Annotated in this window: 16 protein-coding genes; 11 read left to right on the top strand and 5 right to left on the bottom strand. The window is 61.5% G+C overall.

What is annotated here, in order from left to right:
* Positions 1 to 38 precede the first annotated feature (38 nt).
* Positions 39 to 962: a LysR family transcriptional regulator gene (locus HWX34_RS18120; protein WP_178973578.1), complete on the top strand. Its 924-nt coding sequence runs from the start codon at positions 39 to 41 to the stop codon at positions 960 to 962.
* Between the two features lies 1 nt (position 963).
* Here the strand turns inward: HWX34_RS18120 and HWX34_RS18115 are convergent, their stop codons facing one another.
* The 4 genes from HWX34_RS18115 to HWX34_RS18100 all read right to left on the bottom strand — a co-directional run bounded on the left by HWX34_RS18115 (position 964) and on the right by HWX34_RS18100 (position 6,688).
* Entirely contained in the window at positions 964 to 1,755 is a 792-nt protein-coding gene (locus HWX34_RS18115; protein ID WP_178973577.1) for an EAL domain-containing protein, read from the bottom strand.
* Positions 1,756 to 1,828: 73 nt separating this feature from the next.
* Positions 1,829 to 2,821, bottom strand: coding sequence for an L-threonylcarbamoyladenylate synthase (locus HWX34_RS18110; RefSeq protein WP_178973576.1), 993 nt, complete (start codon positions 2,819 to 2,821; stop codon positions 1,829 to 1,831).
* Positions 2,809 to 5,226: a YbcC family protein gene (locus tag HWX34_RS18105; protein ID WP_178973575.1), complete on the bottom strand. Its 2,418-nt coding sequence runs from the start codon at positions 5,224 to 5,226 to the stop codon at positions 2,809 to 2,811. The genes HWX34_RS18110 and HWX34_RS18105 overlap by 13 nt, the downstream gene beginning before the upstream one ends.
* Positions 5,213 to 6,688 carry an NADH-quinone oxidoreductase subunit L gene (locus tag HWX34_RS18100; protein WP_218645246.1) on the bottom strand — a complete coding sequence of 492 codons (1,476 nt, stop codon included), beginning with the start codon at positions 6,686 to 6,688 and terminating at the stop codon, positions 5,213 to 5,215. The genes HWX34_RS18105 and HWX34_RS18100 overlap by 14 nt, the downstream gene beginning before the upstream one ends.
* A gap of 98 nt (positions 6,689 to 6,786) precedes the next feature.
* On the opposite strand from HWX34_RS18100, the gene HWX34_RS18095 reads away from it, so the two are divergent.
* The gene (locus HWX34_RS18095) at positions 6,787 to 7,677 is read left to right on the top strand and encodes a LysR family transcriptional regulator (protein ID WP_178973574.1); all 891 of its coding nucleotides are present in this window, start codon (positions 6,787 to 6,789) and stop codon (positions 7,675 to 7,677) included.
* A gap of 155 nt (positions 7,678 to 7,832) precedes the next feature.
* Positions 7,833 to 8,279 carry a hypothetical protein gene (locus HWX34_RS18090; RefSeq protein WP_178973573.1) on the top strand — a complete coding sequence of 149 codons (447 nt, stop codon included), beginning with the start codon at positions 7,833 to 7,835 and terminating at the stop codon, positions 8,277 to 8,279.
* 22 nt (positions 8,280 to 8,301) lie between these two features.
* Here the strand turns inward: HWX34_RS18090 and HWX34_RS18085 are convergent, their stop codons facing one another.
* Positions 8,302 to 10,287 carry a sigma-54-dependent Fis family transcriptional regulator gene (locus HWX34_RS18085; RefSeq protein WP_178973572.1) on the bottom strand — a complete coding sequence of 662 codons (1,986 nt, stop codon included), beginning with the start codon at positions 10,285 to 10,287 and terminating at the stop codon, positions 8,302 to 8,304.
* A gap of 431 nt (positions 10,288 to 10,718) precedes the next feature.
* Between HWX34_RS18085 and HWX34_RS18080 the strand changes: the two genes are divergently transcribed.
* The 8 genes from HWX34_RS18080 to nirD all read left to right on the top strand — a co-directional run bounded on the left by HWX34_RS18080 (position 10,719) and on the right by nirD (position 21,804).
* Positions 10,719 to 12,863, top strand: coding sequence for a hydantoinase/oxoprolinase family protein (locus tag HWX34_RS18080; RefSeq protein ID WP_178973571.1), 2,145 nt, complete (start codon positions 10,719 to 10,721; stop codon positions 12,861 to 12,863).
* A gap of 12 nt (positions 12,864 to 12,875) precedes the next feature.
* Positions 12,876 to 15,200 (top strand): hydantoinase B/oxoprolinase family protein, encoded by a 2,325-nt coding sequence (locus HWX34_RS18075; RefSeq protein ID WP_178973570.1) that lies wholly within the window; start codon positions 12,876 to 12,878, stop codon positions 15,198 to 15,200.
* A 25-nt stretch (positions 15,201 to 15,225) separates the two neighbouring features.
* The gene (locus HWX34_RS18070) at positions 15,226 to 15,732 is read left to right on the top strand and encodes an acetone carboxylase subunit gamma (RefSeq protein WP_178973569.1); all 507 of its coding nucleotides are present in this window, start codon (positions 15,226 to 15,228) and stop codon (positions 15,730 to 15,732) included.
* A 107-nt stretch (positions 15,733 to 15,839) separates the two neighbouring features.
* A complete protein-coding gene (locus tag HWX34_RS18065; RefSeq protein WP_218645245.1) occupies positions 15,840 to 16,430 on the top strand; it encodes an ANTAR domain-containing response regulator in 591 nt (196 codons plus the stop codon).
* Positions 16,431 to 16,439: 9 nt separating this feature from the next.
* Positions 16,440 to 17,543 carry a CmpA/NrtA family ABC transporter substrate-binding protein gene (locus HWX34_RS18060; RefSeq protein WP_178973568.1) on the top strand — a complete coding sequence of 368 codons (1,104 nt, stop codon included), beginning with the start codon at positions 16,440 to 16,442 and terminating at the stop codon, positions 17,541 to 17,543.
* A gap of 253 nt (positions 17,544 to 17,796) precedes the next feature.
* Positions 17,797 to 18,999, top strand: a complete 1,203-nt coding sequence (locus HWX34_RS18055) for a NarK/NasA family nitrate transporter (protein ID WP_178973567.1) — start codon at positions 17,797 to 17,799, stop codon at positions 18,997 to 18,999.
* A 24-nt stretch (positions 19,000 to 19,023) separates the two neighbouring features.
* A complete protein-coding gene (nirB, locus tag HWX34_RS18050; RefSeq protein WP_178973566.1) occupies positions 19,024 to 21,474 on the top strand; it encodes a nitrite reductase large subunit NirB in 2,451 nt (816 codons plus the stop codon).
* A gap of 12 nt (positions 21,475 to 21,486) precedes the next feature.
* On the top strand, positions 21,487 to 21,804 hold the full coding sequence (nirD, locus tag HWX34_RS18045) for a nitrite reductase small subunit NirD (protein WP_178973565.1): 318 nt from the start codon (positions 21,487 to 21,489) through the stop codon (positions 21,802 to 21,804).
* Positions 21,805 to 21,827 lie beyond the last annotated feature (23 nt).

The raw sequence follows: 21,827 nt of genomic DNA, 5'->3' as shown, positions 1-21,827 counted from the left end.
AATAAATGTTTAATTGCTTTTATTTCATGGATTAATCGATGGCGCGCATCAATCTGGAACTCAATGAATTGCAGGCATTTCTGGCGGTGGCGGAGAAGTCCAGTTTCAAGGCCGCAGCCGAGGCCTTGTACCTGTCGCAACCGGCCTTGAGCCGGCGCATCGAAAAACTGGAACAGTCCTTGCAGGTGCGCTTGCTGGAGCGCACCACCCGCAGCGTGCGGCTGACCGAGGAGGGCGCGCACTTCCTGTTGCATGCGCAGAATGTGGTGGACGAATTGGAACAGGCCATGAGCGGCCTGAGCGAGCGGGCCGAACGGCGCAGCGGCGTGGTGTCGATTGCCAGTATTCCGTCGGTGGCACAGCATCTGCTGCCCGCCGCACTGGCCGCACTGACGGCCAGCTATCCTGCGCTGTGCCTGCGGGTATTTGATGAGGGTGCCCAGGAAGTGCTGGAGCAGGTGTTGGCCGGGCATGCCGACTTCGGCATCAATTTAATCGGCGCGGAGGACCCCAATATCGACTTTGAGCCACTGCTGACCGAGCACTATCTGGCGGTGGTGCGGCACGACCATCCGCTGGCCACGCAGCGCCGCCTGAACTGGGAAGACCTGGTGGGCGAGCGTCTGATAGGGGTGTCGCAACGCAGCGGCAACCGCTTGTTGCTGGACCATCATCTGGCCAGCCTGCCACAGCGGCCACGCATCCACTATGAAGCCAGCCACCTGCAGGGTGCGTATGGCATGGCGGAAGCGGGCTTGGGGGTGCTGGTCGTGCCCGAGTTATCGTTGACTCCGGCTTACCGGCATCAACTGGTGGGGATTGCGCTGGGCAAACCGGCGGTGTCGCGTACGCTGGGGCTGATTACCCGCAGCGGCTACCAGCCTGGCCCTGCGGCAGAGCAGTTGCGCACCTTGTTACGCGCGCAGTTCGCGCAATACCGCGCCCGGCAGGCAGCGGACTGAATCAGGCAGGCAGGTGGGGCGGTACCTGCTGCATGCATTGCTCGAACAAGGGCCGCGCCAGCAGGTAGCCTTGCATCAGGCTGATGCCCAGGTCTTGCAGGCAGCGGTATTCGTCTTCGGTTTCCACCCCTTCGGCAATCAGGCGGATGTCCAGTTCGCGGCAGATGTCGGCCACGCTGCGGATGATCACCTGGCTGCGTCGCCGCTGCTGGACATCGCGTATCAGGGCCATGTCCAGCTTGATGATGTCGGGCTGGAAATCAGCCAGCAGGTTGAGTCCGGCATAGCCCGCGCCAAAGTCATCAATCGCGGTAAGAAAACCAATGCGCTGGTACTCACGGAAAACCTCGGCCAACCATTTGCCATCTGCTATCTGTTCGCCTTCCACCGTTTCAAACACGATGTTCTCGATGGGAAAATCATATTCCCGTGCCGCCTGCAAGGTGGTGTTGATACACACTTCCGGGCGGTAGATGGCATTGGGCAGGAAGTTGATCGACAGACGGCTTTGCATGCCCAGACTGGCTGCAGTGCGGATGGCTTTCACCCGGCAGGCCTGATCAAAACGATAGCGGGTGGCATCTGTCACCTGTTGCAGCACGGTGAGTGCGCCTTCGCCAGCCGGGCCGCGAATCAGTGCCTCGTGCGCGAATATCTGGCGGGTAGTAATGTCGATGATGGGCTGGAACGCATAGCTGAAGGCAAAGTCCAGATCCTGGCCATCCTTGCAGATACGACATGTCGGTGCGGTTTCCAGATGCAGTGCGTGTTTGCCCGCTGCGTTGCGTTCCATGGTGTGGCTTGCCTCGTGTGCTGTTGTTTTGTTCTTGCTCCATGCTAGCTGAATGGTAAGTTGTCTGCAGTAATCAATGTGAATCGGGCTTGCACAATGCTGCCGGTGTGCTGGCGCGCAGCAGCCGGTCACGCACATGCAGCCAGGCAGCTTCTTCCGGCGGCATTTCTATCACGATGTGCGCCGCCCCGCTGGCTTCGGCCTGATGCAAGACGCTGTAGATCTGGCTGGCGTAGTCGGCTGGAGTTGCGGGCAGGGCGTAGTGCTGCCAGGGCTGGCTGGGTGGGGGCAGGACATTGTCCAGGCTGATCAATGCGAAACGGCCTTCCCACAAGGCCGGGTCCAGCTGCGGGTGCTCGCCGGCTTCAAAGCGGAAGCAGGGCAGGCGCGGTGCATAGTGCGAGGCAAGGGCACCGGGGACGCGTGGCGCCTTGGCACTGTGCTGGCCGGATAGCGGCAGGATGTCCGCCAGCTGCGCGGCGCTGATGCTGCCCGGACGCAAGATGCGTGGGGCGGGGCCGGACAGGTCGATAATGGTGGACTCCACCCCCACCCGGCAGGCACCACCATCCAGCACCGCTGCAATGCGCCCTTCCAGCTGCCTTGCCACATGTTCGGCGCTGGTGGGACTGATATGCCCGAACGGGTTGGCCGACGGGGCCACCACCGCGTGGCCCAGTTCATCCAGGACAGCCTGGAACAAGGGATGGGCAGGCCAGCGCACCGCTACCGTGTCCTGACCGCCGGTAATCAAGCGGGAAACGGAGGACGCAGCGGGCAGCACCATGGTGAGCGGGCCGGGCCAGAAGGCAGCCGCCAGTTGCAACGCTTGCGGCGGGATGGGGTCGGCCCAGCGTGACAGCTGGCTGATGTACGGAATGTGCACGATCAGCGGGTGGTCTGCCGGACGGCCTTTGGCGGCAAACACCCTGGCCACGGCAGCCGGGTCGTCGGCATTGGCGGCCAGTCCGTACACGGTTTCGGTGGGCAGGGCCACCAGCTGGCCGTCTTGCAGCAGGCTGGCAGCACGCGTGATGTCGTCGCGGTGAGGGGTCAAGATTTCCATGTTGTATTTCCAGTGTCTGTGGCGGCATCTTGCGGCAGGCTGAATGGCTGCCAGTTGCCGTGTTGCCAATATTCCATGCCCTTGTCGGCAAAGCGGTACAGGTGCAGCCAGCCATTGGCCACCAGCGTGGCCACTTCCGGCTGTTTTTCCAGTGCCAGGGCAATCAGGCTGGCCGGGGCGTCGATGCAGGCGGCAAGGCGCAGCGGTGCGTGCCGCCATTGCTGGCCATCGTGTACCGACTGCCAGGACAGGCCGATGCGCAAGTCACCGCTATTACCTTCGAACACGCCGATGCGCCCGCCCACCACGTTGTGCAGCAGCTTGTTGCCGCTGCCGTAGCGTTTAGGGTCCACCACTGCGGCGAAGTACTGCATGTTGATCCAGTGGGCCACCACCAGCGGGCCGCCAAAGATGCCGGACAGCTGACGGGCTTCCGGGTCTTGCTGCCAGTCGTATTCCTGCAGGAAGGCACGGCCTTGCAAGTCCAGCTTGCTGCTACGGCTGCGTGGGGCAGCAATAAAGAAAGCGTTATTGGCCAGCCCCCATTCCGGGCGGGTTTCTGCCCAGTGGTGGCCTTTTTGCCGCAACAGGGCCAGCAGGGCCTTGCTGTCGATGTCGGGGCGAATACCATCCTGCCCCTTGCGCCGTTCCCGTGCGCGCTGACCTGCCTGCTCCAGCAGTCCTTGCAGGCTGGCGGCACGCTGTTGCAGCGCCGGGGATAGCTGGTCTAGCGGCAATACTTCCAGTTCGTCACTGTGAGTGAGGTGCAGCAGTGGCAGGAAGACGGTGTCTTCCGGTATCGGCATGTCTTGTGCGGCCAGCCCGGCGCGTACTTCCGGGCGCTGCAACCACTCACTGAGCAGCAGCACGTGCAAATGCCCACCGTGGCCGCCGCAGGCACCACATTGCAGGGCTGAAGCTTGCGGATTGTTGCTGCTGTGACTGGCATGACCGATCAACAACACGGTACGCGGAAAGGACTGGCCCAGCCCCATGGCGGGCAACAGGGTTTGCAGGATGGTGATGATGGCGTCGCTGCCCAGCTGACGACCGGCCGATACCATGGCCTGCTCCTTGTCGTTGAGCCAGGGGTCCAGCTCGGCCAGCGTGGCGCGGCGCTTGCCGGGGAAGGCTTTGCGCAGCAGTTTGCCCACCTTGCCCAGCCCAGCGCTTTCCACCAGGGTGAAGCTGGACAAGGGGGCGCGTTCAAACTGGCCCCATTCCTGCAAACCCTTGTCCAGTGGGGGCATCACTGCCTCCCAACTAGGAGCCAACAGGCCGGGCAGGCGCGGCTGGCTGTGGTCCTCACCAGCAAAGCGGATGGCCAGCGGCAGGCCGAAGAAACCGGCAAACCCGGCGGTGCGGATGCCGGGTGCGGTTTGTTCCAGTGCCCGGCGCATCGGTTCGGAGCGCACGTCGATGCAGAACACGGCGTGGATGTCGGTCTCAGTGCTGGCAGGTCGGGCCGGGGCATCGGCCAGTTGCGTAAGCAGGCTGGTGTGAGTGGCCAGTTCTGCTGCGCGTTGCCAGATCAGCCCGCGTGCCGGGCTTGTTGCCGGCTGCTGGGTGTGCCAGGCCTGTTGCCAGTGCTGCCAGTGGCTGTCGATATCCCGCTTGCCATCATCCAGCAGCCATTCCCAGGCCAGCTGTATGGCCAGCAGCTGTTGCAGCAGGCTGCTGTTGCCACCGGACAGCTCGGCTTGCCAGCCCTGATAACGGCACCAGGCCGCCCAGCCGCTATTGCGTTGCAGCAGCACATAAAACCAGTCGGCCAGCCAGTCGGGCCGCGCTTGCAAGCGTGCTACCGCCTGGCTGAGCAAGCTGTGGTGATCTTCCGGCAGCGTGGCGATGGCCTGTTGCATTGCCTGGCGCAGCGCCGGGTCCGGGCTGGGCACCGGCTGCATGCGCATTTCCGCCAGCCAGTTCTGGTATAGCTGGCCGTGACGGTCTGGCTGCCATTCGGCCTGGTCGTGGTCGAACCAGGCGGCACAGCACTGGCTGATTTGCTGGGCAATCACTTGCTGCCAGTTTTGCAAACCGGCATGCCCTGCCGGGTCGCGCCGCCACTGGCTTTGCAATAGCCGGGCAGGCGGGTTGCCAGCAGCTGCAGGCGCTTGCATCAACCAGTCGCGGGCAGAGCAGGATAGCCCGGCTTCTTGCAGCGCTGCTTGCAGGTGAGTCAGGCCGATGCTGCCGGCGCGGAAGGCTTGTTGATAGTCAGACTCGTCCAGATGCAGGCGGCTGTCCGCCAGTCGCTGCAAGCTGTCATGGGCACGGGCAAAGTGCTGCTGGCGCAAGCCCCAGTAAGGCGAGCTGGCCAGCAGGCTGTCCAGCGGCCAGCTGGGGGCAATCCGGCCGGCAGCGTTTGCAATGGCGTGCTGCAAGGGGGAATCAGGCAGGGTCATGCGCGGTGGCTCCTTGCTGGCGTGGTTGGGCGAGGCGACCCAGGCGGTACAGCCGGGTGCGCATGCTGGTGCGTACCCACCATTCGTCCAGATACAGGCCCCCAAAGGCCAGCGCATACAGGCGACGGGTGAGTGCGTGGTCGGGATGGTGTTGCAGCCAGCCTTGCAGCAGGAACAGCGCCACAAACAAGGCAGCAACCAGCAGCTGGCAGCTGAGCGGTACGCTGGCCTGGTCGGCTTGCAAGCTGGCAAACAGGGTGTGCAGCAACAGGTATACCTGACAAAGCAGCAGTGCCAGGGCATAGCCGCGCAAGCTGCGTTGGCACAGCGGGGCCAGCCCCAGTCCGATCACCAGAATCAGTAGCAGCGGCGGCTGCAGCGCGTGGCCCAGTGCCAGCTGCCAGGCTTGCAGGCTGGCCAGTAGCAACGCGATACCGGCCATGCCACTGCCCACATGCCACAGCTGGCCGTGCTGGCCGGGTACGGCGCTCTGGCGGATGGTGGCGCGTACCTGGCTGCCCGAGCTGAGAAAAGCATGGGCTTTATAAATGGAGTGAGTAAGCAGGTGCAGCAGTGCCAGCGAATACTGACCCAAGCCGCACTCCAGCAGCATGAAGCCCATTTGCGCGCAGGTGGACCATGCCAGCCGCAGCTTGATGCTGATGCGGGTTTGCATCACCCAGCAGGCAAGGCCGGCAGTCAGGCCTCCCCACAACACCAGCAGCCAGCTGGCCAGCGGCACCACGCTCCACAGTGCAGACAGCTTGATCAGCACCATGCCACCCAGATTCACCACCCCGGCGTGCAGCAGGGCAGACACCGGCGTAGGCGCTTCCATCACCTGGGTCAGCCAGCCATGAAAGGGCAGCTGGGCGGTTTTCAGTACCACGCAGGCCACCAGTAACAGTGCGCCGGTCTGGCGTGCCAGTTCGGCATTGGCGGAAGCCAGCGGCTGGGCCACGGTATCAAAAGACATGGAACCCACCGCCCAGCTGATCAGCGCGGCTGCCAGCAGCAGGCACAATTCGGCCAGACGGCTGGCCACTGCTTCGCGCCGGGCGGCAATGCGCGCCTGCGGCCGCTGTGGGAAGAAGGTCAGCAGGCTTTGCAGTGCCGGGCTGGTCAGCAGCCAGCCAGCCAGCAGGGTCAGCCAGTCCTGGCTGGCCACCACCAGCGTGGCACCGCACAGCAGCCAGCCTACGGCGCGCAAAAATCGCCCCTGGCCGCTTTCGCCGTTCAGGTAGCGGGCGGAAAAACGCAAGATCACCCAGGCCAGCAGCTGGATCAGCAGCTGGAATAGCAGAGCGGCATGCAGGCCCTCGCTGGCCATCAACAGGGCGGCACACAGCGCCCCGCCCGCCGCACTGGCCTGGGCCAGCCGCCAGTGGCGCGACAGCTTGCCGTGCATCAGGGCAGGCAACAGCCACAGCAGGGCGAGCAGGGTGTGAAAAGAAGGCAACATGATGTCAACCCGCTGGAAATTGAACACAGCGGCACTATGCCTGCCAAAGCATGTTCGGTAAAATACATTAATACGGACAAATCAATCTATTAAACAGAATGATTAATCGCCTCAACTATCATCATCTGTATTACTTCTGGCGCGTGGCGGCGGAAGGGCACCTCACCCGTACCGCCGAACGGCTGCACATTTCCCAGTCCGCGTTGTCGGCGCAAATCCGCCAGCTGGAGGAGCAACTAGGCACGCCTTTGTTCCTGCGCGAAGGCAAAAAACTGCTGCTGACCGAAATGGGTGCGTCGGTACTGCGCTATGCCGAAGCTATTTTTGCGCTGGGTAATGAGTTGTTGGCCACCACCACCAGTCAGGATGCCGGGCAGGGCGGTCAGCTGCGTATTGGCAGCGTATCCACCCTGTCACGTAATTTTCTGGAAAGCTTTCTGCATCCGGTACTGGGGCGGCAGTCAGTCAAGCTGAACCTGGAAGCGGGCGGGCTGGAAGAACTGCTCAACCGCCTGGCAGCTTTCGAACTGGATGTGGTACTGAGCAACCGCCCGGTGATTGCCGACGACAAGCATCCATGGCGCTGCCGTACGCTGGCACGACAGGAAGTTTGCCTGATCGGCCCGCCGGGGCTGGTTGACGGGCCATTCGACCTGGCGCAGATCCTGCGGCAGCAATGGCTGGTGGTGCCCAGTGCCAAAAGTGAAATCCGTGTGCGCTTCGACCTGTTGTGCGAAAAACTGGGCATAGAACCGCGTATTCGCGCCGAGGTGGACGATATGGCCACTTTGCGCTTGCTGGCGCGTGATGCCGGAGCCGTGGCGCTGATTCCTGCCATTGTGGTGAAGGATGAGCTGGGCAAGGGGCTGCTGGAAAAATACGGCTCGGTACAAGGGGTGGAAGAAACCTTTTATGCCATCACCGTGCGGCGCCGCTTTGAAGCGCCGCATCTGAAAGAATTGTTCCAGCTGTTTGCCATGCCCGCCTGATGTCTGCGCTGCCCAGCCTGTCATGGCGGTGTAATTTCCGGTAAATGATGTTATCGCCCACCGGCATTGCCATTACATTGGCAACACCCCCGGTGGGCTGTTGCAAGGCAATGGCCTGTCGGCTTGTTGTCGAATCTGCCGCTGCCCTTGCCATCATGCCTTCCGCCCGAATTGCGCTTTCCTTCCTGTCCAATGCCATTGCCGGCTTGTGCTGCTTGTTATTGTCCTGCCTTGCATTGCAAGCCCAGGCAACGCCCTTGTACTGGCAATGCAGTGATCAGTGCGAACAGAACGCCAGCCTGGAAAACAAGCCGGTGAAACAGGAGAAGGGAGGCACCATCTCGCTGTGGTGGAGCCTGAATTTTGTTTTGGGCGGCAGTGCCGTGCACAGTGCGGAAATCCTCACCGAGCTGGACTGTGTCAGCGGTCAGGGACGGGATCGGGCCATCCTGTATTTTGCCGCGCCCAATCTGGCCGGAGGCGTGCAAAGTTTCAGCATCGACAATCCATGGTATGTGTACACCACGCAGCGCTTTGGCGAATTCCTGCACCATGCCTGCCAGCAGCATGTACCGGCCAGTGCGGCCAGCGGGGCGACCTGACGCCGGAAGGCATAGCTGCCGTCTAGTCTTTGCGCACGGCCTTGCTGCTACCGCGTATGCCAGCCAGTTTGCTGTACAGGGTGGAGCGTGAGATGCCCAGGCTGCGGGCTGCGCGGGACAGGTTGCCGTCCGACTGCGCGATGGCCCGTTCTATGGCCTGTCTTTCGACGGCATCCAGCCGGCTTTCCTGATGCAGCTTGCTATCCGTTTGTATACCTTGCGTCGTACTGCCTGCCAGCAGGTTCTGGGGTAATTGCGCGAGCTCTATGCATGCTCCGTCGCACAGCGCAAACAGCATCTCGTACACATTGCGCAATTCCCTGACATTACCGGGCCAGTCGTGCCGGGTCAGTACCTCCATGACACCTTCACCCAGTCGCTTTCCTGCTGTGCCATATTTGCGGGAAAATTGTGCGTCCAGATGCGCAATGATATCGATGATGTCTTGCTTGCGGGAACGCAGGGGCGGTATCAGCACACTGCTGACGCACAGCCGGTGATAGAGGTCGTTGCGGAACCGGCCGCTGGCTACCTCGGCCTGCAAATCACGGTTGGTGGCCGCGATGAGGCGCAGATTGATCTGTCGTTCATGTCGATCGCCCAGTCGCACCAGTCGGCCATCTTCCAGCACGCGCAGCAAATGGGGCTGCACCTCCAGTGGCATTTCACCGATTTCATCCAGAAACAGCGTGCCGCCATCGGCCTGTTCTATCTTGCCCGGCATCCCGCCCCGGCGTGCACCGGTAAAGGCTCCGTCGACATAGCCGAACAGTTCGCTGGCCAGCAAGTCGCGTGACAATGCCCCGCAATTGAGTGCAATAAAGGGGGCTGTCGCCCGGCCTGATGATTGATGAATGGCGCGGGCGAACAGCTCTTTGCCCACCCCGGTTTCGCCCAGCAGCAATACCGGCAGGTCCAGTGCGGCCAGACGCCGGGCCTGGTGGCGGGTGGCGTGCAGGCCCGCGCTGCTGCCGATGATGGCATCAAAGCTATCCGCAGCTTGTTGAGGTGGGGCAGGGCGCGCAGGTTTGATTGGGGTTCCGGCTTGCCGCAGCGGAATGATCAACAGGCTGCCCAGCTGCTGTCCCTTTTCCTGCAGGCTTTGTACCCAACCTTGTTGCAGCCAGGCGGGTGCCTGTTGCTGACGCAATTCGGCCGGGTTGCCCAGGTTACAGGCGGGCAGATACCAGTTGCCGTCATGTAGCAGGCTGACGCCATGTTGCTGCCGGGCTTCGTGCAGCTTGCCGTTTTGTTTCAGCAGGCGGCCATGCCGGTCAAACAACAGCAGGCAGTCGTTGCGGTACTGATTGAAAGCCAGGGTGAAAAGCTCCAGCAAGCGTTGATTGAGAGTGTGGGCTTGTTGCAGCAAGGTACATTCGATCTGTCTGGCTGCGGCAATGGCCAGGCCCAATGAATGGCCGTGAAAGGTCTCCTTGCGTCCTGACAGGTCAATAACCCCCAGCAAGGCCTGGCTATAAGGGTCGAAGATGGGCGCGGCAGCACAGGTCCATTGCTTGATATCCAGGCAGTAATGTTCGTTGGCATGAATCTGCACGGACTGGCGGGTGGCAATGGCTGTGCCGATGGCATTGGTGCCGATGAGCGATTCGGTCCAGAGACCGCCGGGCGCCAGATTCACCTGCTCACCAGCCTGCCGCGCGCGATGGGCTCCGTGCTGATCGAGAATCATGCCGTCTGCGTCGGCCAGCATGATCATCGAGCCCGACTCCCTGAGCACCTCCCGCAACAAGCTCATCACCGGGCGTGCCGCACCAAGCAGTGTTTCTGCCTGCTGGCAGCGTGCAGTCAGCAGCTGCTTGCTGTCGATGACCGGCGCAACTTGCAGTGCCGGGTTGACCTCGCTGGTGCGACAGCGCAACCAGGACTGCCAGATGACCTGGCGCACAACATCGGACGGGCTGCTTTCCTGGCAGATGAACGCTTCCCAGCAACTGGCAACCCGTTGATCGTTGATGGCACTCGGAATCAGCGGTTTTGAACGTGGCATGGTGATTTCACCCTCAGCATGAGTGGAATGATCAGCTACCGCTGGGCACGGTGCTTGTCGTGGCTGAAACAGGGTCCATCATCATGGAAAACCGGGAAGGACTGGCCTGCACCCATTGGTCAGGCGGGCTGTCCGGATTCCGTACACTGTCCGCAGCCTTGTCCGTATTCAATACAAGCTGGCCGATACGTGCATTCCCCGTGCAAATGCTTTATTTTTTTAAGTAATTGTAAACAAAAGGAAAAGTGTGAAATTTGTTTTGATTTGAAGGGTGGCATGCAAGTTGCCATTACCAGGCTGGGGGCATTCCCTGTGGCGTGGTGCCTGTCATTGATTTCTGGCCAAAAGATTTGTCGCAACCAGGTTGGCCAACTCTTGATGCTGTCAGGGCAATACCACGATGTCGAACCACTCAGTCTGGAGGAATCAATATGCAAAGGCGTTCCGTTGTTCAGGTCATGGGCATCGATGCCGGCGGCACGATGACCGACACCTTTTTCGTCCGCGAAGATGGGCGTTTTGTGGTTGGCAAGGCGCAAAGCAATCCCGCTGATGAGTCACATGCCATCTATCACTCCTCGCTGGATGCGCTGGCACACTGGGGCCGGACGGTGGAGGATGTCTATCCGGAACTGGTGACCTGCGTGTATTCCGGCACGGCCATGCTTAACCGCATCCTGGCACGCAAGGGTTTGCCGGTGGGGCTGATCTGCAACAAGGGATTCGAGCAGCTCCACGCCATGGGGCGAGCCTTGCAAAGCTATCTGGGCTATGCGCTGGAAGACCGCATTCATCTGAATACCCATCGTTACGACGAACCGCTGGTGCCGGTATCCCGCACCCGTGGCGTGACAGAGCGTACCGACGTGCAGGGTGAGATCGTCATCCCGCTGCGCGTGGATGAAGTGCGCCAGGCCACCCGCGAGCTGCTGGAAGCCGGTGCCCAGGCCATCGTTATTTGCCTGTTGCAGTCGCACAAGAACCCGCGCAGCGAACAGCAGGCACGCGATATTGTGCTGGACGAACTACAGCAAGCCCATACCGATATTCCGGTTTTTGCCTCGGTGGACTATTACCCGTCACGCAAGGAAAGCCACCGCATGAACACCACCATTCTGGAAGCCTACGGCGCCGAGCCCTCGCGCCAGACCCTCAGGCAGGTGAGTGATCTGTTCAGCAAATACGGTGCCCGCTTTGACCTGCGGGTGATGGCCACCCACGGCGGCACCATCAGCTGGCAGGCCAAGGAGCTGGCGCGCACCATCGTGTCCGGCCCCATCGGCGGGGTGATCGGGGCCAAGCTGCTGGGCGAATACCTGGGCGATGACAATATCGCCTGCTCGGATATAGGCGGTACCAGCTTTGATGTCGCCCTGATCACCAAGGGCAACTTCGCCATCAAGTCCGACCCGGACATGGCCCGGCTGGTGTTGTCGCTGCCGCTGGTTGCCATGGACTCGGTGGGCGCAGGAGCCGGCAGCTTCGTGCGGCTGGACCCCTACAGCAAGGCCATCAAGCTGGGGCCGGACAGTGCCGGATACCGGGTGGGTACCTGCTGGCCGGAAAGCGGGCTGGATACCGTGTCAGTGTCCGACTGTCATGTGGTGCTGGGTTACCTCAACCCCGACAACTTCCTGGGCGGAGCCATCAAGCTGGATGTCGCCCGTGCCCGGCAGCATATCAAGGCGCAAATTGCCGACCCGCTGGGCCTGAGTGTGGAAGATGCCGCAGCAGGCGTCATCGAACTGCTGGACCTCACCCTGTCCGAATACCTGCGTGCCAATATCAGCGCCAAGGGCTACAACCCGGCGGAATTCACCTGCTTCTCTTATGGCGGGGCCGGGCCGGTGCATACCTATGGTTATACCGGTGGCGTCGGTTTCAAGGACGTGGTGGTGCCGGCCTGGGCTGCGGGTTTCTCGGCCTTTGGCTGTGCCTGTGCCGATTTCGAATACCGCTATGACAAGTCGGTGGATCTGGGCGTGGCGCAGCATGCCAGCGCAGCCGAAAAGGTGGCGGCCTGCCAGACCTTGCAGGAGGCATGGTCCGATCTGGCGCTAAAGGTGATCGACGAGTTCGTGCTCAATGGCTACCAGCCCGAGGACGTATTGCTGATACCCGGTTTCAAGATGCAATACATGGGGCAGCTGAATGATCTGGAAATTGTCTCGCCGGTCACCTGGGCCAGCACGGCCGAACACTGGGACCGGATGGTCGAGGCTTTCGAAACCACCTATGGCCGGGTTTATGCCACTGCCGCACGCTCGCCGGAGCTGGGCTTTTCCATTACCGCAGCCATTTTGCGCGGTACGGTGATCACCCAGAAACCTGCCTTGCCGGAAGACCCGGACGCCGGCCCGGTGCCCCCCGCTGCCGCCTGCCTGGGAACCCGGCCGTTCTACCGTCACAAAAAATGGTCTGAAGCCACGCTGTGGAGCATGGAGGGCCTGAAGGCCGGTAATCACATCATCGGGCCGGCCATTATCGAATCCGATGCCACCACCTTTGTGGTGCCCGACGGCTTTGCCACCCGGCTGGACAAGCATCGTCTGTTTCATCTGAGCCAGCTGCAATAAAGGAGACGCACCATGAACATGTTCAACCAGCGGGAATTCAAGACTGCCGACCTGTTGCACAACGGCCAGACCCTGAAACAGTATCGCGACGCCATCATCGAACGTACCCGTGCCACCGGGCATTACAACGGGCTGACAGAACTGGCGCTGCGCGATGGCGACCCTATCGGCTACGAAAAGCTGTTCTCCAAACTGCGCGGCGGGCTGGTACATGCCCGCGAAACCGCCAAGAAAATTGCCGCCAGCCCCATCGTCGAGCAAGAAGGTGAGTTGTGCTTCACCCTGTATAACGCGGCCGGTGACTGCGTGCTGACTTCCACCGGCATCATCATTCATGTCGGCACCATGGGTGCTGCCATCAAATACATGATTGAAAACGACTGGGAGAGCAATCCCGGCATCCATCCGGGTGACATGTTCACCACCAATGACTGCGCCATTGGCAATGTACACCCCTGCGACATTGCCACCATCGTGCCCATTTTCTGGGAGGGCAGGCTGATAGGCTGGGTGGGCGGTGTCACCCATGTCATCGACACCGGGGCGGTGACACCGGGCTCCATGTCTACCGGGCAAACCCAGCGCTTTGGCGATGGCTACATGATTACCTGCCGCAAGACCGGCATCAACGATGTACCGCTGCGCGACTGGCTGCATGAATCGCAGCGTTCGGTACGCACGCCCAAGTACTGGATCCTCGACGAAAAAACCCGCATTGCCGGGTGCCACATGATCCGCGATCTGGTGGAAGAGGTGATTCGTGCCGATGGCATCGAAGCGTACGAGCAATTTGCCTTCGAAGTGATAGAAGAGGGGCGTCGCGGACTGATGAGCCGCATCAAGGCCATGACCCTGCCCGGTATCTACCGCAAAGTGTCTTTCGTCGACGTGCCCTACAAACACGAAGACGTGCAGGTATCCAATGCCTTTGCCAAGCTGGATTCCATCATGCACTCTCCGTGCGAGATGACCATCAGGCCGGACGGCAAATGGCGGCTGGACTTCGAAGGTGCCAGCCGCTGGGGCTGGCACACCTTCAATGCTCATCAGGTGGCCTTCACCTCCGGCATCTGGGTGATGATGTGCCAGACCCTGGTGCCCACCCAGCGCATCAACGATGGCGCTTACTACGCCACCGAATTCCGCCTGCCGAAGGGCACGTGGTGCAACCCGGATGACCGCCGTACCGGACATGCCTACGCCTGGCATTTTCTGGTGTCCGGCTGGTCCGCCTTGTGGCGCGGGCTGAGCCAGGCCTATTTCAGCCGTGGCTATCTGGAAGAAGTCAACGCCGGCAATGCCAACACCTCCAACTGGCTGCAAGGCGGTGGCATCAACCAGGATGGCGAAATCCACGCGGTCAACAGCTTTGAAGCCAGCTCCTGCGGCACTGGGGCCAGCGCCATCAAGGACGGGCTGAACCACGCCGCTGCCATCTGGAACCCTGAAGGCGATATGGGTGACATCGAAATCTGGGAAATGGCCGAGCCGCTGCTTTACCTGGGGCGCAATGTCAAAACCAACTCCGGTGGCTATGGCAAATACCGTGGTGGCTGCGGGTTCGAAACCCTGCGCATGGTGTGGAAGGCACAGGACTGGACCATGTTCTTCATGGGCAATGGCTACATGAACAGCGACTGGGGACTGATGGGCGGCTATCCCGCGGCCACCGGCTATCGTTTTGAAGCCCACAACACCGGGCTGGCAAAACGCATTGCTGCTGGCGAATCGCTGCCATTGGGCGGGGACGCCAACCCGACACAGCCAGACTACGAACGACACCTGGCGGCAGGGGCCAGGGTCAAGCGTGACAAGCAGTGCATGAGCACCGAAGACTGTTACGACAACTACGACCTCTACCTGAACTACCTGCGCGGCGGGCCGGGTTTTGGCGATCCGATAGACCGCGACCCCAAGGCGATAGAGGCCGACCTGAACCAGCAATTCCTGCTGCCGGAATACGCAGAACGCGTGTATGGCGCGGTGTTCAGCTGCGACAGCAAGGGCCGTTATACCGTGGATGTCACGCAAACCCGCCAGCGGCGCGCGCAAATGCGGCAGGAAAGGCTGGCCCGTGCGCAGCCCACCCGCGTCTGGATGCAGAAGGAACGCGAGCGCATTCTGGCCAGACAGGCCTCGGTACAGGTGCAGCACATGTTTGCCACCAGCTTTGCCTTGTCGGACAAGTTCAGCCGCCAGTTCAAGGCCTTCTGGAGCCTGCCGGATGAGTGGCAGCTGCTGGAAAGCGAGCTGGGCGTACCGTCATATGGCGCCAGGCACCGCATGGATTTGTCCTTGCTGCCCGATGTCACCACCGTGGTTCAGGTGGAAGAGTAAAACCCCATGCAGAAGGAGACAAAACATGACGGCATATACCAATGAACAGATTGCCCATCTGGTGGATGGCACGCTGGACTGGGACACCACCTTTCGCATGTTGTCCATGCCCAAGGATCAGCAGCGCTTTGTACAGTACCTGGCCGCCTTGCAGGAAAAGGTGAGCTTTCCCGACCGCATCATCCTGCCTCTGGGCCCGCACCTGTATATCGTGCAGTCCTGCCAGGACAAGCGCTGGGTGACGCAGTGCGATTGCGGCCATGTGTTTGGTGATTACCGCCAAAACTGGAAGCTCAATGCCATGATTCATGTGCGTGATAGCCCCGAAGCCATGGCCGAGGTGTACCCGCCGCTGATGGCACCGGACACGCAGTGGCAGGTGTATCGCGAGTATTACTGTCCGCAATGCGCCACCATGCATGATGTGGAAGCACCCACTCCCTGGTATCCGGTGATTCACGATTTCGAACCGGACATCGAAACCTTCTATCAGCAGTGGCTGCAAATGCCGCTGCCAGAACGAGCAAACTGATTCCATCGGCTGGCCGGTGCGGGGTGCTTGCAAGCCCTTGCACTGGTCGCTTTGATCCTGGGCATGAATTTTGCATTGCTGGTGGCCATCACCCGATGATGGCTGCCATGACTGCTTCCACTCCATTACGACTACTACTGGTCAACGATACCGACCGCCCGATGGCGCAGCTGCATGCTGCGCTGACGGCGGCCGGCTATCTGGTGGTGGCGCAGGCACAAGGCGCTGCCGAGTTGCTGCAACTGGTGGACAGTCAGTCACCGGACATCATCATCATTGATACCGAATCTCCCTCCCGTGACACGCTGGAGCAGCTGGCACTGATGGGCCATGCCGCACCACGCCCGGTGGTGATGTTTGCCGAGCAAGGCGGCCTGCCCGCCATTCAGGCTGCGGTCAGCGCCGGTGTCACCGCCTATGTGGTGGACCAGGTGGCGGCCAGCCGCCTGGCTCCCATCATCGACATGGCGCGGGTGAAGTTTGAAGAAGATGCCCGGCTGAAAAAGCGTCTGGCCGAGGTGGAAGAACAACTGGCAGACCGCAAGCTGATCGAGCGCGCCAAGGGGATCCTGATGGAACGCCGCCAGCTTTCCGAAGCCGAGGCCTATGCGCTACTGCGCAGCCAGGCCATGCAAAGCGGCCTGCGTTTGGTCGAACTGTCCCGCCAACTGATCAATTCCAGCAAATTGCTGGGCTGAAAGCCTTTGATGACCGTACCTGCAAGCTTACACACACTGAACCTGGGTTTTGTTGCGCTCACCGACTGCGCCGCACTGGTGGTGGCGCACAAACTGGGGCTGGACCGGGAGCTGGGCCTGCAGTTTTGCTTGCAACGCCAGCCGTCCTGGTCTGCCGTGCGCGACAAACTGAGCAGCGGGCAGCTGGATGCCGCCCATGCGCTGTACGGACTGGTTTACGGCATGCAGCTAGGCCTGGGCAGCCCGCAATGCGACATGGCCATCCTGATGACGCTGAACCAGAACGGGCAGGGCATCAGTCTGGCACCGCACCTGGCACAGCAATACCGGCAAGGCGTCAGCTTGCGCGAAATAAGCCAGCAACTGGGGCGGCCGCTGGTGCTGGCGCACACCTTTCCCACCGGCACCCACGCCATGTGGCTGTATTACTGGCTGGCGGCGCAGGGCATACACCCCTTGCGTGACGCCCGCTGCGTGGTGATTCCCCCGGCACAAATGAGCGATGCCATGCAGGCTGGTGTGCTGGACGGATTCTGTGCCGGTCAGCCCTGGCATGCTCTAGCACAGCAGCGCGGCGTAGCCCGCCTGGTGACGGACAGTGCAGTCATTTGGCCGAATCACCCGGAAAAGGTGCTGGCTTCTCGACGCGAGCTGGCACAGCAACAGCCGTATGTAGCCGGGCGTCTGGTACAGGCGTTGCTGCTAGCCTGCCACTGGCTGGATCAGCCGGAAAACCATATGCAGGCTGCTGCCTGGCTGGCGGCGGATGACTGCCTGGCCATGCCGGTGGAACTGATCCTGCAGCAATGGGAAAGTGCCGATGCCAGCCCGCTACGCTTCTGTGCCGATGGCCTGGTCAATTATCCCTATCTGTCGGACGGGCTGTGGTTCCTGCAGCAATACCGCCGCTGGGGCATGTGGCAGGGTGAGGCGGAGCAGGATGTGGTGGCAGCCGTCAACCAGACCGCCCTGTACCAGCAGGCAGCACGGGCTTGTGGTTTGCCGCTGCCACCGAACAGCATGCGCCACAGTGTATTGATGGATGGCGCGCACTGGCCGGCGCTGGCGGATGCTGCGCCCAGTGTCGGTGCGATACGGTATTTTACGCACTGATGCGGTGCAGCATCCGGGCAAAACCGGCCTGAACAATCCAGCAAGCAGCTTTTTCAGGCTGGCACGCAAATTGCAATAAGTCCGGTGTGGCAGCGCAATGGCGCGCTGACTGCACCATACATCAGGGTAGTGGCCAACGGCGGCCACTGCCGATACGGACAACGGCGTCCTCTCCTGACTTCACAGTCAGGGAGGGCGCCGTTTTTGTTTTGGCCATTTGGCGGGAAGCACGCTTCCCCGACAGGAGTACTACATGGACCGCACTTTCTGGCAAGCCGGACACAAGCCGACCCTGTTTTCAGCCTTTCTGTATTTCGACCTCAGTTTCATGGTGTGGTATCTGCTGGGTCCCTTGCAGGTGCCCATTGCCACCGCATTGCATTTGTCCACCCAGCAGCGCGGCCTGATGGTGGCCACGCCGATTCTGGCCGGAGCCATCCTGCGCCTGCTGATGGGCGTGCTGGTGGACCGCATCGGCGCGCGCGGGGCCGGCATCATCGGACAGCTGGTGGTGATTTCCGCCTTGCTGGCGGCCTGGCAGATCGGCATCGCCAGCCTGGGCGGTGCGCTGTTGCTGGGCCTGTTCCTGGGCGTGGCCGGGGCCTCGTTTGCTGTATCACTGCCGCTGGCCTCGCGCTGGTATCCGCCGCAGCATCAGGGCACGGCCATGGGTATTGCCGGTGCGGGTAATTCCGGCACGGTGCTGGCCGCGCTGTTTGCTCCGGCGCTGGCACTGGCCTTTGGCTGGCAGAACGTGTTTGGCTTGGCCTGCATTCCGCTGGTGGCCGCGCTCATCATCTTTGCTGTCTGTGCCAAGGACGCACCGAATGCGCCGCCAGCCAAGAAGCTGGCCGACTATCTGGCGGTGCTGAAGGAAAAAGACGCCTGGTGGTTCATGTTTTTCTATTCGATGACCTTTGGCGGCTTCTCCGGCTTTGCCAGCGCGCTGCCGGGTTACTTTCACGACCAGTTTGCCTTTGATGCCAAAACCGCAGGGCTGTACACCGCAGCCTGCGTGTTTGCCGGTTCAGTGATGCGGCCGCTTGGCGGCATGTTGGCCGACCGTCTGGGCGGCACCCGTTCCTTGCTCGCGGTGTATCTGTGCTGTGCGCTGCTGATTGGCGCGGCCGGTTTCAATGTGGGTGGCCCAACGGTAGCACTGCTGCTGTTCATCCTGGCCATGCTGTGCCTGGGTGCCGGTAACGGTGCGGTGTTCCAGCTGGTGCCGCAGCGCTTTGGCAAGGAAATCGGCGTGATGACAGGTCTGGTGGGGATGGCGGGCGGGGTGGGTGGTTTTGCGCTGGCTGCCAGCCTGGGGGCCATCAAGCAGGCCACCGGTGGTTATGCAGCAGGCCTGTGGCTGTTTGCCTGCCTTTGCTGCCTGGCCTGGCTGAGCCTTTCCGGGGTGAAACAACGCTGGCGCAGTGGCTGGACCGTTGCCGCAGCCCGCGTATAAGAAGCAAAGGAGAGCAGAATGGACATGGCAGAACTGCAGGGCAAGACTCGGCAAAAGCTGGTGGTAGTGGGCAACGGCATGGCTGGCATCCGCACGGTGGAAGAGTTGCTGAGCCTGGCACCGGATTTGTACGACATCACCGTGTTCGGTGCCGAGCCGCACCCCAACTACAACCGCATCCTGCTGTCGCCGGTACTGGCCGGGGAGCAGGACTTCAAGGACATCATTCTCAACAGTGTTGAATGGTATGCCGCGCACGGCATTACCCTGCACATGGGCAAGAATGTGGCCACCATCGACCGGGTGCGCCGCAAAGTCATCGCCGAAGACGGCACCGAAGCGGCTTACGACCGCTTGCTGCTGGCCACCGGCTCCACACCCTTTATCCTGCCGGTGCCTGGCAAAGAGCTGGATGGCGTCATCAGCTATCGAGATATCCGCGATACCGAACTGATGATGGAAGCAGCCAGAACCAAGCGTCAGGCGGTGGTGATTGGTGGTGGCTTGCTGGGGCTGGAAGCGGCCAACGGCCTGAAACTGCGCGGCATGGATGTCATCGTGGTGCATCTGGGTGACTGGCTGCTGGACCGCCAGCTGGACGATGTGGCCGGTGGTCTGCTGCGCCGGGCACTGGAAGAGCGTGGCATCGGCTTTTTGCTGGGCAAGCAGACCGCCGCCATTCTGGATGACGGGCAGGGTGGTGTGGCCGGGGTACGCTTTAGCGATGGCGAAGAGATAAACGCCCAACTGGTCGTGATGGCGGTAGGCATTCGCCCCAATACCGCGCTGGCCGAATCCTGCGGTCTGCATTGCGAGCGCGGCATTGTGGTGAGCGATGCGCTGCAAACCTACGACCCGCGGGTGTATGCGGTGGGCGAGTGTGTCAGCCATCGTGGCGTGGCCTATGGTCTGGTCGCCCCGCTGTTCGAGCAGGCCAAGGTATGCGCCAACCATCTGGCCCAGCTGGGCATAGGCCGTTATCAGGGCTCGGTGCTGTCTACCAAGCTGAAAGTCACCGGGATTGATCTGTTCTCGGCTGGCGACTTCATGGGCGGCGAGGGCATGGAGGACATCGTGCTGTCCGACCCGGCCGGCGGCGTGTACAAGAAGCTGGTGATCAAGGACGACAAGCTGGCCGGGGTCTGCCTGTATGGTGATACCGCCGACGGTGCCTGGTATTTCAAGCTGCTACGCGAGGGCCGCTCGGTGGCGGATTTGCGCGACACGCTGATGTTTGGCGAATCCGCCATTGGCGACGTTGGGGTGCAGGGCCAGAGCAAGGCTGCCTGCATGCAGGACAGTGACGAAGTGTGCGGTTGTAACGGCGTGTGCAAGGGCACCATCGTCAAGGCCATCAAGGACAAGGGCCTGTTTACCCTGGACGAGGTGAAAAAGCACACCAAGGCGGCCAGCTCCTGCGGTTCCTGCTCGGGGCTGGTGGAACAGATATTGATGAGCGTGGTGGGCACAGATTTTCAGGAAACGCCCAAGACCAAGGCGGTGTGCGGCTGTACCGAGCGCAGCCATGGCGAAGTGCGCAAGGCCATTCGCGAACAGCACCTGCTGACCCATGCCGAGGTGTTCCACTTCCTGGAATGGCGCACCCCCAATGGCTGCGCCACCTGCCGCCCGGCCATCAACTACTACCTGCTGTCCAGCTGGCCGCACGAGGCAGTGGACGACCCGCAAAGCCGCTTCGTCAACGAACGGGTACACGCCAATATCCAGAAGGACGGCACCTTCTCGGTGATTCCGCAAATGAAGGGCGGCGTCACCACCGCCAGCGAACTGCGCCGCATTGCCGACGTGGCCGACAAATACCAGGTGCCGATGGTGAAAGTCACCGGCGGTCAGCGTATCGACCTGTTGGGGGTGAAAAAGGAAGACCTGGTCAATGTCTGGCAAGACCTGGGCATGCAGTCCGGCCACGCCTATGGCAAATCCATCCGTACGGTGAAAACCTGTGTCGGCAGCGAATTCTGCCGCTTTGGCACCCAGAACAGCACCCAGATGGGCATTGATCTGGAAACCATGCTGGCCAATATGTGGTCGCCGCACAAAGTGAAACTGGCGGTGTCCGGCTGCCCGCGCAACTGTGCCGAAGCCGGCATCAAGGACGTGGGGGTGATCGCGGTGGATTCCGGCTGGGAGCTGTATGTTGGCGGTAACGGCGGCATCAAGACCGAGGTGGCGCAGTTCCTGTGCAAGGTGAAAACCGCCGAGGAAGTAAAAGAATACAGCGGGGCATTTTTGCAGCTGTACCGCGAGGAAGCCTATTACCTGGACCGCACCGTGCACTACATCGCCCGTGTCGGCCTGGATGTCATCAAGGCCAAGGTAGTGGCCGATGCCGCCAACCGGCAGGCACTGTACCAGCGGCTGCTGTTCTCGCTGCAAGGCCTGCCCGACCCATGGGCGGCCCGCATTGCCGGCACGCAGAAAAACGAATTCATTCCGATCAAGCTGCACGCCTGAGGAGCGCACACCATGACAGACAGCCAACACTGGGTACACATCTGCGCCCTGACTGACATCCCGCCGCAAGGCAGCCGCGTGGTGGAACGTGCCAGTGGCAATGTGGCGGTGTTCCGCACCCATGATGACAAGGTGTTTGCCTTGCTGGACCGTTGCCCGCACAAGGGCGGGCCGCTCAGCCAGGGCATTGTGCATGGCGAGTCGGTTACTTGCCCGCTGCACAGCTGGAATATCGACCTGACCACCGGCGCAGCACGCGCGCCGGACGAAGGCTGTGCCCGCCATTTTCCGGTGAAGCTGGAACAGGGCATGGTGCTGCTGGGCTTGTGAACAAGACCTATTGCAAAGGGTTG

This window comes from Aquitalea sp. LB_tupeE (assembly GCF_013391415.1).
In the GTDB taxonomy this organism is placed as follows: domain Bacteria; phylum Pseudomonadota; class Gammaproteobacteria; order Burkholderiales; family Chromobacteriaceae; genus Aquitalea.
The sequence above is the reverse complement of the archived record's forward strand: the minus strand, read 5'-3'. Positions and strand labels throughout refer to the sequence as shown.